Annotated in this window: 12 protein-coding genes; 1 reads left to right on the forward strand and 11 read right to left on the reverse strand. The window is 45.9% G+C overall.

The annotated features are described in order from the left end of the window. Positions 1–36 precede the first annotated feature (36 nt). From AC1DSE_RS17310 to citZ, 7 genes are all read right to left on the reverse strand, one after another. Positions 37–819, reverse strand: a complete 783-nt coding sequence (locus AC1DSE_RS17310; RefSeq protein ID WP_477527951.1) for a DeoR/GlpR family DNA-binding transcription regulator — start codon at positions 817–819, stop codon at positions 37–39. A 2-nt stretch (positions 820–821) separates the two neighbouring features. Then, positions 822–1,778: a sugar kinase gene (locus tag AC1DSE_RS17315; protein WP_477527952.1), complete on the reverse strand. Its 957-nt coding sequence runs from the start codon at positions 1,776–1,778 to the stop codon at positions 822–824. Between the two features lie 49 nt (positions 1,779–1,827). Then, entirely contained in the window at positions 1,828–2,250 is a 423-nt protein-coding gene (locus tag AC1DSE_RS17320) for a hypothetical protein (RefSeq protein WP_076267788.1), read from the reverse strand. 221 nt (positions 2,251–2,471) lie between these two features. Next, complete coding sequence (recQ, locus tag AC1DSE_RS17325; RefSeq protein WP_477527953.1) at positions 2,472–4,625, reverse strand: DNA helicase RecQ; 2,154 nt, start codon at positions 4,623–4,625, stop codon at positions 2,472–2,474. A gap of 126 nt (positions 4,626–4,751) precedes the next feature. Continuing rightward, entirely contained in the window at positions 4,752–5,693 is a 942-nt protein-coding gene (mdh, locus tag AC1DSE_RS17330; RefSeq protein ID WP_076267790.1) for a malate dehydrogenase, read from the reverse strand. A 383-nt stretch (positions 5,694–6,076) separates the two neighbouring features. Beyond that, positions 6,077–7,372 carry an NADP-dependent isocitrate dehydrogenase gene (gene icd / locus AC1DSE_RS17335; protein ID WP_477527954.1) on the reverse strand — a complete coding sequence of 432 codons (1,296 nt, stop codon included), beginning with the start codon at positions 7,370–7,372 and terminating at the stop codon, positions 6,077–6,079. Between the two features lie 124 nt (positions 7,373–7,496). Further along, a complete protein-coding gene (gene citZ / locus AC1DSE_RS17340; protein WP_076267792.1) occupies positions 7,497–8,609 on the reverse strand; it encodes a citrate synthase in 1,113 nt (370 codons plus the stop codon). Between the two features lie 306 nt (positions 8,610–8,915). Between citZ and AC1DSE_RS17345 the strand changes: the two genes are divergently transcribed. Then, positions 8,916–10,463, forward strand: a complete 1,548-nt coding sequence (locus tag AC1DSE_RS17345) for a Ppx/GppA phosphatase family protein (protein WP_477511007.1) — start codon at positions 8,916–8,918, stop codon at positions 10,461–10,463. Here AC1DSE_RS17345 and ppk1 read toward each other — a convergent pair. The 4 genes from ppk1 to AC1DSE_RS17365 form a co-directional block, all read right to left on the reverse strand. Then, on the reverse strand, positions 10,435–12,501 hold the full coding sequence (gene ppk1 / locus AC1DSE_RS17350; RefSeq protein ID WP_477511008.1) for a polyphosphate kinase 1: 2,067 nt from the start codon (positions 12,499–12,501) through the stop codon (positions 10,435–10,437). The two genes, AC1DSE_RS17345 and ppk1, sit on opposite strands and share 29 nt — an antisense overlap. Positions 12,502–12,669: 168 nt before the next feature. Next, complete coding sequence (locus AC1DSE_RS17355; protein ID WP_076267795.1) at positions 12,670–13,062, reverse strand: FxsA family protein; 393 nt, start codon at positions 13,060–13,062, stop codon at positions 12,670–12,672. Positions 13,063–13,197: 135 nt separating this feature from the next. Next, entirely contained in the window at positions 13,198–13,665 is a 468-nt protein-coding gene (locus AC1DSE_RS17360; protein WP_477511009.1) for an acyl-CoA thioesterase, read from the reverse strand. Positions 13,666–13,790: 125 nt separating this feature from the next. Beyond that, positions 13,791–14,487 (reverse strand): pyruvate kinase alpha/beta domain-containing protein (locus AC1DSE_RS17365; protein ID WP_477527955.1); only part of this gene is annotated, 697 nt, incomplete at its 5' end.

Here is a 14,487-nt window from a genome sequence, read left to right on the forward strand (position 1 = left end):
TTTTAATATTTGTTAATCCGTCACGTATACGGAAATTTAATGCGTCACGTATACGGAAATACCGTGCTGCTTCATTTCAGCTGCAAGCTCATCAGTGAGCGGAACATCCGTAATGACGCCTTTCAGCTCGGATAAGGATGCAATGGAAAATAACGAGGTGCGATCTGTCTTCGTATGATCGAATACGGCATATGCCGCTTGTGAACGCTTAATGAGTGCTTTAGCAATTTGCGCTTCTTGCTCGGAGTAGGTCGTGATGCCGCCAGCAGCAGATATACCATCAACACCGATAAACATCTTTCCGATATGCAAATGAGCGACCATTCCCTCACCTAGAGGACCGCACAGCTCAAAGCTGTTATGGCGCATAATGCCGCCGGTAACGACAACCTGAATATCGCTGCCTGCCAGCTCCATCGCGATATTAACCGCATTGGTTACTACCGTGATGCCTCGCCTCGATTTGATCATCTTAGCAATAAGGAAATTTGTTGTACCGCCAGAGAGACCAATCACATCGCCTTCCAAAATTAAAGAAGCAGCTAATTCCGCGATATGCTCTTTCTCTAGAATCGACAAACCTTCCTTCTCCGCAAAAGGCAAATCCCTAACTGAATTCATTCCATCGTACATCGCACCGCCAATTGTCCGAATAACCGGATAATCAGCTTCCATTTGCTCAAGATCTCTTCGAGCCGTCGCCTCAGAGCAGCCGAAGCGCTCAACCATTTCCAAAATCGTCACCCTGCCCTGCTGCTTCAAAAGCTGCAGAATAGCTTCACGGCGACCCTGACCCTTGTTACCGATCAATTCAGCCATTGTCAGCGCTCCACCCAAGCCTTGGCGGACATCCGCTGTTGGACGACACTCCATTCCGGCAAAGCTTCCCAGTCGCCACGCATTTGAACGACTAATGATCCATTAATACTTGCAAGGCGTACTGCTTCTACAGGGGATAAGCCCTTCATAATTCCTGCCAAGAAACCAGCGCAAAAGCCGTCACCCGCGCCTACAGTATCAACAACCTGCTCAGCCGGATAAAAAGGCAAGCTTTCTTCCTGCCCTTTGTTTAGAACAATCGTCGTGTCGCCTCTGCCTTTAATGATCGACACCGCTTTTAATTGATTTAGCTGGCCTTTAATATGCTCATAATCGTCTGTTTCGTACAATAGCTTAAGCTCGTCCCATCCTGGCAAAAAGTAATCCGCATCTGCTGCAAGCGGCAGCAGTGCTGCACGAGCTTCTTCGATTGACCACAGCTTAAGCCGCAGGTTCGGGTCAAAGCTGACAAGCACCCCAGCTTCCTTCGCAATATCGATAGCGCGACGAACCGYCTTGCGGCAATCCTCGCTAAGTGCAGCTGTGATACCGGTTACATGAAGCAGTTTAGCACCGCGAATATAATTCTCGTCAAGATGCTCAGGCAGCATCCGACTAGCTGCCGAATGCTTTCTGAAATAATGAACGGCTGTTCTACCTGCTACATGCTCACGAAACATCATGCCCGTAGGAGCTTCCGAGCTAAGCTGCGCACGAGATACGTCTACACCCTCGCCCCGCAGCGTCTTCAAAATAATTTTGCCAAACGGATCGTCGCCGAGAGCGCCAAACCATCCAACAGAGGAGCCTAGACGTGCAAGTCCTATTGCGACATTGCTTTCCGCTCCGCCAAAGCTTTGTTCCAGCGTAGCGGCGCGTTCGATTGACTTATGCTCCTCTGGCATAAACAAAGCCATTGATTCGCCAAACGTAACAATTTGCGGCGATGATTCTAACACGTAAAAATCCCCCTATAGCGTTATATAATCGGCGTTATCCATATTAGCTTTAGATCATCGGAAACTTCATGAAGTAGATAATAGCGATATATAGCACCAATACGATGATGCTCATCACGCGTGCTTTGTTAATGTGTGCAGTTGCGCTTTTGCCTTCTTGAATGGAAGCTACTACAAGCTTAAGCGGCTTGGAAATAATTCCGCCTAGTGCCGCAATTGCCAGGAACAGCAAAATAATAATGACCATCCATGCCACCTTGTAATCCGCTTGCGACATCAAATATCCACCTGTTAGCAGCTGCAAAACTAGAAAATATTGCGCAATTCGGTTTGCCGAACGCAGGCCGTCAGCTAATCCGCCTTGTCCAACTCCGGCAAGCTTAGTAGCTCTACCTAGCATGATTGGAAGAACGATATAGAAGCCCATACCTACTGCACCAATCACGTGCAAAAATAACATTACTTTAAACATTTTAACTCCTCCTGTTTTGGTGAAGCGTAATCATCCATTCATTGATTCGCAATTGCCAAAATTAATTCTATAAATAGTTTATCAGAAACGAGATTTTTTTCAAATGACTATGCTCCTGAACCGAGGTTTTATACCCTTTTTTGTTGAATTAGCTCCGAAATCGTTCCCTAAATTTTCACACTTTAATTAGAAAGCTCATTTTAATCGATTTTCGGTTGGCTTTAAGCTTTAAAGCCGTATTTACTCATAACCCCATGAATTGCAAAATAAGTAACTTCCTCAGGCAACGCATCCTTTATGGGACGCAGCTTATCGATTCCTTGCTCGCCAATGGCATGGACGATCAATTGCTCATATTCTGCTGGAATGATTCTGCTCCAATCGATTTCTTCACCTTCATCTGCACACCGTATGATATGTCCTTCAACGGTTACTTTCGTTAATCCGCGTTCCTTCGCTATTTCATCAGGTTCCAGCCCACTTTGAAATAGCTCGAGCGTAGCATAGTGACTTGGCTGCTCATCATTCGTTGCTGCCTTCTTGACGACTGACGGCTCTCTAGCCGCAGTTATTATCATTCCTTCGGCTTGACCTTCGCCTCCGAATGAATGAATAATCGAGAGCAGATCTTCTCCATATTTCTCCGCCTTCGCAGCACCAATCCCCTTCACGCTAAGCAATTGATTCTCGTTTTGCGGACGAGCCATTGCGATTTCTCGCAGCGTTGCATCAAAGAACAACATAAATGGAGGCACACCCTCTGTAGCTGCCTTTTCTTTGCGCCATTGCTTGAGCGCATCGAATAGAGGTGAAGCAGCTGCTGAATCGGAAGAGGCTGCTTGCCGAACCGTTGCTCTAACTCTTTGCATAATTGGTTCGCGGCCTTCCAGTACCGGCAGTGCGCTCGCAGTTAGCGAGACGACTGGATATTGCCCTTCACTAAGCTTTAAGTATCCTTCAGCCACGAGCCAATAAAGCCAATCCGCTATCTCTTTCTCGGGCAAATGCCGCATTAAACCGTAAGTAGTCAAACGATCGAGCCCAAATTCAAGCAGCCGTTTATCACGCGATCCCTTTAGTACTTTGGCTGCCATCGTTACACCGAAAYGCCCTCTCATTCGACCTACGCAGGAGAGCGCCATCTTCGCTTCCTCCGTCCGGTTAACCGGCTCGCTCTTATCGAGACAGCTGCTGCATTTCCCGCATGCCACAACATCCGTCTCTCCGAAATAATCAACGATAAACTGCTGCAAACAACGCTGTGTCCGACTATAGTTCATCATGGTATGGAGCTTAGATAGCTGAATCGATTTACGATCTGAATCCCCAGTGCCCTGTTCGATCAGAAAGCGTTGCACCTGCATATCAGCCGGTTCAAACAAGAGAATGCATTCGCTCTCCTCTCCATCACGGCCGGCACGGCCAGCTTCTTGGTAATAGGATTCAATATCGCTAGTCATTTGCCAATGCAGCACATAACGAACGTTTGGTTTATCTATGCCCATTCCAAAAGCGTTCGTTGCAACCATTACACGAATCTCATCGAATCGAAACTTCTCCTGCGTGTCAGCGCGCTCAGCATCCGACAACCCACCGTGGTATTTGCCTGCTTGAATGCCTCTGCGTGTTAATTGCTCATATACATTCTCTACTTCTTTTCTAGTTGCTGCATAGATAATGCCTGATTGATCCTTACGCCCTGATATGAAGCTCTCAAGAAACTTTTTCTTATCCACGTCTGTAACGACGGATAGAGACAAATTCGGTCTCGCAAATCCCGTTACAAAAATGCTAGGTTCACGCAGCTTGAGCATTTCTGAAATATCAAGCGCTACCTCGTTTGTAGCTGTAGCTGTAAACGCCGCAACGAGCGGCCGATCTTTCATTCGAGCAATCCAGCCTGCCAGCTGACGATAGCTGGGACGGAAGTCATGCCCCCACTGCGATACGCAGTGAGCCTCGTCTATCGCAATGAGCGGTATAGTGAGCGTCTCAGATAACGATTGGAACATCGGCGCATCAAGTCGTTCAGGCGCAACATACAGCAGCTTATATTCTCCCATCATCGCGTTTCGCATCACATCTCGATATTCAGCTGCTCCTAGCGAGCTGTTAAGAAACGCTGCAGATACCCCGACTCGCCTCAGCGCATCAACCTGATCCTTCATGAGCGAGATGAGCGGCGAAATAACAAGAGACGTTCCCGGCAAAAGCATGGATGGAATTTGATAACAAATCGATTTTCCGCCGCCGGTCGGCAAAATAGCTAGTGTATCGCGTCCATTCATAATCCCCGATATAATGTCTTCCTGTCCTTTACGGAAAAAGTTATAGCCATATACCTGTTTTAAGGCTTGTCTTGCTTGTTCGATCAACCTGTACCCCTCCCATAGTAAACCTTTTCTTTTGTACCTTGAAAATAAACAAGAGGACCCTGGCAGCATTCTGTCAGGGTCCTCCCAAACGCATTCATTTATAAAAGCAGCAATTGAGCTTGCTTGCTAGCCTGTTACTACTTGGATAACGTTGCGTACGGATTGAGCAGATTTATCAAGTGCAGCCTTCTCTTCAGCAGTCAAATCAAGCTCAAGCACCTTTTCAATGCCGTCACCGCCAATGATTGTTGGCACACCCATGAACAAGTTATTATAACCGTATTCGCCTTCAAGCAAAGCGATAACTGGAATAATACGTTTTTTGTCTTTAAGGATGGCTTCTGTCATTTGAACCAGCGAAGCTGCAGGCGCATAATACGCGCTGCCGTTGCCGAGCAGGTTTACGATTTCGCCGCCGCCAACGCGAGCGCGTTGTACGATTGCTTCAATTCGTTCTGCTGATATAAGCTTCTCAATGGGGATGCCACCAACATTTGAGTAGCGAACGAGTGGGACCATATCGTCGCCATGCCCGCCAAGCACAAAGCCGCGAACATCTTCAACGGATACATTAAGTTCTTGCGCAATAAATGTGCAATAACGAGCTGTATCAAGGACGCCTGATTGACCGATTACACGGTTTTTAGGAAATCCAAGCGTTTGGAATGCTGCATAAGTCATCGCATCCACCGGGTTGCTTAAAATAATAACATAAGCGTTAGGGCTAGTTTCTTTAATGTTTTCGCAAACGGATCTTACGATTCCAGCGTTCGTGCTAACAAGGTCGTCACGGCTCATACCTGGTTTACGAGCGATGCCTGCAGTGATGATCACAACATCAGAATCTTTTGTATCTTCGTAGTTGGCAGTACCGATAATGTTTGCATCTACTCCAAGCACCGGTGTCGCTTCAAGCATATCAAGTGCTTTACCTTTAGTTGGGTTTTCAAGCGGTGCGATATCAACAAGAACAACATCGCCTAGTTCTTTTTGAGCTAGCATAAGTGCAGTAGTAGCGCCAGTGAAACCAGCTCCTACTACAGTAATTTTTTTACGCTTAATCGCCATCTGGTGTAAACCTCCTGTAACTTTAGTTAAAGGGGAGACCCCTTTGACCCCCTGTTTTCACTTGCAACCTCCCAAGAGATGTCGAACCCACCTAAATCCTCCCTTCCAAGGGAGGACCTAAGGGGCGCTGCGCCCTCTGGACACCTGCCAATTGGACTAACGTAGGAGGGATATCGGCGCTCTTGAGCGACTGTTGAGCATGGATCGCTTTCGTCCCTTTGGGACACGCTTTACGCTTATTCGCGAAGAGAATGTGTCCCCTGCGGGACGCCATTCCCTTTGCGAACTGCTAGGAATTTTCCCCTGCGGGACGCCATTCCTCCGTGCGAAAAGCAATAGAATAAAAGATGAGGGGGGCATCTGCCCCCCTACTTTTTATAAAACTACATGTTTTTGATGATTTCGTCTGCGAATGCGGAACATTTTACTTCTGTTGCGCCTTCCATCAAGCGAGCGAAGTCATAAGTTACTGTTTTGTTGTTGATCGAAGCTTCCATACCTTTATAGATAAGGTCAGCCGCTTCTTGCCAGCCTAGGTGCTCAAGAAGCATTACGCCGGAAAGGATTACGGAACCTGGGTTAACTACGTCAAGGTCAGCATATTTCGGAGCTGTACCGTGAGTAGCTTCGAAGATTGCGTGTCCAGTCAAGTAGTTGATGTTCGCGCCCGGAGCAATACCGATACCGCCAACTTGTGCTGCAAGAGCATCGGACAAGTAGTCGCCGTTCAAGTTCAATGTAGCGATAACATCAAAGTCAGTCGGACGAGTAAGTACTTGTTGCAATGCGATATCCGCAATTGCGTCTTTAACGATTAGCTTGCCAGCTGCTTCTGCATCTTTTTGTGCTTTGTTAGCTGCGTCAGTGCCTTCTGCTTCTTTAATGCGGTCGTATTGACCCCATGTGAAAGTCTCGTTAGCGAATTCTTCTTCAGCCACTTCGTAGCCCCAGTTTTTGAACGCGCCTTCTGTGTATTTCATGATGTTGCCTTTGTGTACAAGTGTAACTGATTTTTTGCTGTGTTTGATTGCGTACTCGATCGCTGCGCGAACAAGACGTTTCGAACCTTCTTTCGATACTGGCTTAATGCCGATACCGGAAGTTTCTGGGAAGCGGATTTTGTTAGCTCCCATTTCGTTTTGCAAGAACTCGATTACTTTCTTCACTTCTGCAGAACCTTCTTGGTACTCGATGCCCGCATAGATATCTTCTGTATTTTCACGGAAAATAACCATGTCAACAAGCTCAGGACGTTTTACTGGGGAAGGTACACCAGTGAAGTAACGAACAGGACGCAAGCAAGTGTAAAGATCAAGTTCTTGACGAAGTGCAACGTTCAATGAACGAATGCCGCCGCCGATAGGCGTAGTCAATGGTCCTTTAATTGCAACGATATATTCACGGATTGCTGTCAATGTATCAGCAGGCAGCCACTCGCCGTATGTGTTGAAAGCTTTTTCGCCGGCAAATACTTCGTACCAAGCGATTTTTTTCTCGCCGTTATAAGCTTTTTCTACCGCTGCATCAAGTGCGCGTTTCGAAGCTTTCCAAATGTCGCGGCCAGTGCCGTCGCCTTCGATAAAAGGAATAATTGGGTTGTTAGGTACTTGAAGAACACCGTTGTCAATTGTAATTTGTTCGCCTYCAGTTGGAAGCGCGAATTTTTCGAACTTAGCCATGAATAAAATCCTCCTTAGAATTGTACCTGCTTTATAGCAAGTATAAATGAAATATGATGTCTTTTTTTAAAGAACAGAGAGCGTAGAGCTTATCCGCTCTCTCTATTGTAACTTAAATCACGAATTAACGCTGTTCAATCGGAATGTACTTTGCATTAACCGGACCAACATAGTCGGCACGCGGACGGATCAAGCGGTTATCTTGGTATTGCTCAAGAATATGCGCGCTCCAACCAGATACCCGGCTGATTGCAAAAATAGGCGTGAACAAGTCACGTGGAATTTCAAGCGTTGTATATACAGACGCTGAGTAGAAGTCCACGTTAGGCTTCAAGCCTTTTTGTCCAGTTACGAGCTCTTCAATTTTAACAGACATTTCGTAAAGCTCCATGTTGCCTGTCAGCTTGCCAAGCTCGCGGGACATTTTTTGCAAATGCTTCGCGCGAGGATCGCCGTTTTTGTAAACGCGGTGACCAAAGCCCATAATTTTCACTTTGTTTGCAAGCGCGTTGTTAATAAAGCTTTCAACGTTAGCAGTAGAACCGATTTCTTCAAGCATAACCATTACAGCTTCGTTTGCACCGCCATGAAGAGGGCCTTTCAAAGCGCCAATCGCGGACGTTACGCCCGAATAAATGTCCGACAACGTTGCTACGGTTACACGAGCAGCAAATGTCGACGCATTCAACTCGTGGTCAGCATGAAGAACGAGCGCTTGATCAAGTGCTTTAACAGCAACTTCAGCCGGCTCGCTGCCAGTAAGCATATACAAGAAATTATAGGCGATGGATACGCCTTTCTTTGGAGCTACAGGCTCTTGTCCTAGGCGGATGCGTGAAAAAGCAGCAATAATTGTTGGCAGCTGCGCCTGCAATTTAATTGCTTTCAATTGATTCGCTTCAGGAGACATATCGTTTGCAGATTCATCGTACAATGCTAAGCTGGATACTGCCGTACGAAGCGCAGCCATAGAATTTGTATTTTTTGGATAAAGCTTAATTTGATCAATTACGCCTTCTGGAAGCGCTGCAAATTGATCCAATTGCTTTTGCAGTCCATCAAGCTCAGAACGATTCGGTAGTTTACCGTACCATAGCAGGTAGGCAACCTCTTCAAAAGTAGCGTTTTCCGCTAGATCATCAATATCAATACCGCGGTATGTCAATACGCCATCAATAATGGAGCTGATGGAGGACGTCGCTGCGACAATTCCTTCCAGACCTTTAGTTGCTGTCATCGTTCTCTCTCCTTTAACATGGTTATCGTAAACAATAAAAAGGGGTCGTTTTTGTACCATCGCCTTTAATCATAAATGATTTCGGCAATTATGTGAACAAATACAGACATAAAAATGCTTTATCAGCGTCATCAATATTTTTTTCGCTTATTATTTCTCCGCTTCACTTCGTATGCTCAAACTGCATTTTTCCCTATTCGCTCCAATTTTAGCCGCAGCATAAACTATTTTTACAGAAACGGATAAAGTGGTAAAATGTCAAAAAGAGAACTTACAGAGCAAATTTTGCCGTATTGGAGGCGCAACATGACAGGACAACGCATCGGAATTATTGACATAGGCTCCAACTCCGTCCGTCTCGTCGTTTACGAGAAGACAGCAAATGGTGCTCATCGTGTGGCGGATAGCAGTAAACGGCCTGCCAGACTAAGCGAACGTATTGATGAAAACGGATGTCTGCCAAGTGCAGCGATCGATGATCTGATCGACACACTGAATCATTTTACCATGATTTGCACACATAATCATACAAGCCATATTCGAGCAGTCGCAACGGCTGCTATTCGAAATGCAAATAATCGTTCAGAAATCCTTGCTCGTATTCATTCGGCCACAGGCTTATCCATCGAATTGCTCACCGGTGAGGATGAAGCCTCGTACGGCTTTCTCGGCATGATTAACTCACTAAATATTCGTGACGGCCTTCTCATTGATATCGGCGGTGGAAGCACCGAGCTTTCATTATTTCGCAACCGCGTTCTCGTTCATTCTGTATCCTTTCCGTTTGGTTGCGTAAGCTTCAACAAACGTTTCGGCACAAAAGGTACGCTCCAAGATGAAGACCTGAAGGCGCTTGAAGCCATCGTTGCAGAAGCGGCTCGAAACGAGACCTGGATTGGAGAAACAGCAGGACTGCCTCTCGTCGGTGTCGGAGGAACGGTGCGTGCATTAGGAAAAATGCATCAAGCCGCATACAAATACCCTTTTCCGCAAACACATAATTATCCGATTACGAGCGAGCACGTTGATGAGCTCTTTCATCAAATGCGCAAGCTTCCGCTTGATAAAAGACGTAAACTTCCGGGCTTGTCCAAGGATCGTGCTGATGTAGTTGTACCCGGTGTCGCTATTTTACGCGTATTATTCCGTGCAACCAAAGCAACTTATTACCGAATTTGCGGTGCTGGACTGCGCGATGGCTTGTTCCATGCAACCAGATTCCCAAATCGTCCAAAACTAGATGATGTGCTCAAATATAGCCTAACAAATTTAAGTGCCCTGCACCCAGAAGCACCAAAGCAGCATGTGCTGCAGGTCAACCGAATCTCTCTAGAGATTTATGATGTCCTGAACTATGTTCATCCATTGACACCTCAATCGAGAGTGCTGCTGGACACAGCGTCACAGTTGTTCCGAATCGGTGCATCCATTGATTATTACGAATATGCAAGGCATTCCTTCTACCTTATTGTTAATTCCCAGTTGAATGGGCTAACGCATCGCGAAATGATTATGACAGCAGCTATCGCATCTTACAAAAGCAAAGGCCGGGCTCGCCAGCACATTTCCGAATATAAGGAACTGCTTAACGAATCCGACCTTGAAGTCATTTATAAGCTTGGTTCACTGCTGCAGCTGTCAACAGCGCTTGATCGCGGAGAAACACAAGCCATTGCTCAACTAAATGTCCAATTATCTGGTTATCAGCTGCTGCTTCGCCCGGTTCAGCCGCGAGGAACGCTTGCAGTTGAGCGCCGAGAAGTGGAAGAGCTCGCCAGCGAATTCAAGAAAATTTGGGGATTCACGCCGAGCCTCGACTTTTCGTCTACGCACGTCCCTTCCAAGACGCTATAACCTTTGCCTCGAATTGACTGCGGAACGGCTCTTTATCAGCACTAGTAAGATGCTCATAAGTACCGTTCGGCTGCAATTCACGGGCTTTTACATTATCATCGATATTAAGCTGAAGCATCTTGATCAATATTTGTCTCAAAATTGGATCAAATACGGGACACATAAGCTCGATCCTTCTTGTAAGATTACGAGTCATCCAATCCGCGCTCGACAAATATACCTCTTCTTCCCCGCCATTATGGAAGTACATAATCCGTGCATGCTCCAGAAAACGGTCGACGATACTTATTACCTGAATATTTTCACTGCGCCCAGGAACACCCGGCCGCAAGCAGCAAACGCCGCGAACGATTAATACGATTTTCACTCCCGCTTGAGAGGCTTCATAAAGCTTATCAATCATCTCTTGATTCGATAAAGAATTCATTTTGGCAATAATGCGAGCTGGCTTGCCGGCTGCTGCATTCAATCTTTCCCTATCGATTAACCGATAAAGCTTTTCCTTCAAATCAGAAGGCGCAACGCCAAAAGCTTTCCACTCATAAGGTGATGAATAACCCGTAACCTCGTTGAACAAAGCCGAAGCATCGCCCCCGATTATTGGATGTGACGTAAAAAGTCCAATATCCGTATATAATGTTGCCGTACTGTCATTATAATTCCCTGTCCCTACATGAACGTAGCGGCGCAGCGTGCCATGCTCTCGTCTTACAACTAACAAGATTTTCGCATGTGTCTTCAGACCAACTAGGCCGTAAACGACATGGCAACCAGCCTTCTCCAGCTGACGCGCCCAAGCGATGTTCCTTTCCTCGTCAAACCTCGCCTTTAGCTCTACAACGACCGTTACCTGCTTACCAGCTTCGCCTGCCTTAGCAAGCGCTTGAACTAGCGCAGACTGGCCGCTCACGCGGTATAACGTCATTTTTATCGCTAGCACGTCGGGATCATAAGCAGCCTGCATGACAAAGTCATTAACTGCGTCAAATGATTCATATGGATGGTACATCAAAACATCGCGCTGGCGGATGACCTCAAACATATCGTCAGTGTGATCAAATTCTCTTGGATAAATTGGCTCAAGCTTCTCATACCGCAAATTATCATTGCCCGGTACTGCTCCTGCAAACTTCATCAAAAAGCTTAAATCAAGCGGTCCATCTATTTCAAATAAATTATCTTCGATTTCCAGCTCTTCGGTAAGCATTTCGAGCGCATAAGGGTGCATCCCCTTGGAAACCTCCAGCCTTACAGGAATTCCCCAGCGGCGGCGACGCAGCTCTTTTTCGATCTCCTCAAGCAGATCCTCGGCATCCTCTTCATTCAATGTAATATCCGCATCCCTTGTTAAGCGGAACGGGTTTACTGAGAATGGAATATAGCCGTTGAATAACGTATCGATGAACTTTTCAATTAAATCCTCAAGAAGCACAAACTCCGTTTTCTTGCTGTTAATTCGTCCAGGAACAGGTACAAATCTCGGTAAAATAGAAGGTACCTGGACAATCGCAAATAACGGCTCCTCTTCAGACGGATCACTCTCTTGTCTTAGAAGTACTGCTAAATACAGCTCTTTCGTATGAACAAGCGGGAACGGTCTGCTCTGATCGACAGCCATCGGTGTAAGTACTGGAAATACGATTTCATGAAAATAATCCGAGACTGCTTTCGTTTGCGTTATATTAAGCTCATCCAGCGAACGAATAAAAATGCCCTCACGACTGAGGCTTCGGAACACTTCTCTGTATGTACGATATTGATCATGGACCATTTGGGTTGCTCGCTTAATCAGCCGCTTCCAAAGTCCAGAGGGCGTATAACCCGTAAAATCAGTTTTGGATAAGCCGGCTCTCATCTGCATCTGGATGCCAGCGACTCGCACGCTCATAAATTCATCCAAATTGCTTGAGACAATTGCCAAAAACTTTGCTCTCTCAAGCAGCGGATTGCTGAGATCCTGCGCCTCTTGAAGAACTCTTCGGTTGAATTCGATCCAACTTAAGTCACGATTTACATAGTTGGACAAAAGCTTGGTCATTTCTCACGCCTCCTGAGTAATTTTGCGAAATAAACCTGCTTTTCTAACATACGCTTCTTGACTCATATCAAGAATGCTAATATAACGACAAGAAACGACTTGTATCTATCTCATTATGAAGCATGACTATTATTGCCATGTTAACCTTTTGTAAATGTCACGTAAATATTAGAATCTTCCGATCTTAAAATTGCCGTTTCGTATTCTTTTCTCTAACTCACGCAGCATGATTAGTCTATAAAAGGTTCTTGTAAATGGAATAAGCAGCGTAATGCCTATGATGTCAGACAGGAACCCTGGCAGCAGCAGCAAAATGCCTCCTGCTAGCACACATAATCCATCTAATAGCGACTGGCCAGGAATTTGTCCAGCTTGCATTTGACGCTGAGCCTCGCCCCATACTTTTCGCCCTTCCATTCGAGCCAAATAAGCGCCTGCCAAACCCATGAGGATCAGTATAAAAAAAGTGTTCCAGCCCCCGATCCAGCCGCTAACTTGAAAAATTCCCCAAAGCTCAACCAATGGAACAACAATTAAAACTGCCAACAGCCATTTATACATGATTGGACCTCCTCCAAAGTTTACGCAGTAAACTTACTTCGTAAGCATAAGCTTGGTTTGCTAAGCAGCATAATATCATCGCAATTTGTACGGCAAACTTACTTCGTAAGCATAAGCTTGGTTTGCGCAGCAAACTTACTTCGAACGCAGCAGTTCATACAATTCAGGCATGACTTTGTTTAAGCGCGCTGGTTGCCATGACTCGTTGACCCACACATGCTTGGTTCCACCCTCCACGAGCAGTCCTCCAGGCAGTGATTCGCTTTCTGATACTACTGACGCATGGAAATCATCCAGTGATACCTTTCTAACCTGTGATTCAAAGGATACGCGCAGAGGGCTGCAATCCGCAATTCGAGTACAAACGACTACAGTATCGTCATAGCGAGCGGGTTGCACATAGCGGCATTGCAAATCTATAACCGGCAGCAGCAATCCATGCTCTTCAATCGTTTTATAGTCATAACCAGCATTTCTTATCCATTCAGTACGTCCAATTTCGAACCAAGTTACATAATTCCCGTGAAAAACGACACCCATTTGATCGGTTTCCTGATAACGAACGCGCAGCGGGTGCAGAACCCAAGTGGAAGCTGACAGCATAAATGTCCCCCCATTTTTTATCAAATCGAATATGCTTTGACGAATTGATTAGCAAAAAGCGACGGTGAGATCACCATCGCTTTTTGTTTTTGTACTATATTGTTGTTAACAAAGGCACTGTTTTATTACAGTACTTTTGATTGGCCGTGATAGATAACGCCTGTTTCGCCATAGATGGTAACTTCCATGCCATCTTGAAGCAATTCAGTTGCATTTTGAATACCAAGAATAACCGGGATTCCAAGATTCAGGCCAACTACAGCGGCATGGCTAGTAATTCCGCCTTGCTCTGTAATAACTGCGCCAGCTTTTTCAAATGCAGGCATATATTCTTTATCTGTGGAGATCGTTACCAAGATTGAACCTTGAGTTGTTTTTGCAATAGCTTCCTCAGGTGTACGAGCTACTACAATTTTACCGATAGCTGTTTGGCTGCCGATACCTTGTCCTTGTGCCAAAAGCTCACCAATGTGGTGGATTTTGATAAGGTTTGTAGTGCCAGCACGGCCAACTGGAACGCCAGCTGTAATAACAACTGTATCTCCCAAGCTTAGGAATCCAGTGCTCATTCCGCCTTTTACAGCATTTTCGAACATTTCATCCGTTGTATCCGCATCTGGACCAAGCACTGCAAATACGCCCCAAATGAGAGATAGACGACGCAATACCTTCTCATCAGTCGTTACAGCAATGATTGGAGCTTTAGGCTTGTACTTCGATACCATGCGAGCTGTAAAGCCGCTTTGCGTCGATGTGATGATCGCTTTTGCACCAAGGTCAAGAGCCGAGTTAGCAACAGCTTGGCTGATTGCTTCTGTAACG

This window comes from Paenibacillus sp. 01L418 (genome assembly GCF_056400045.1).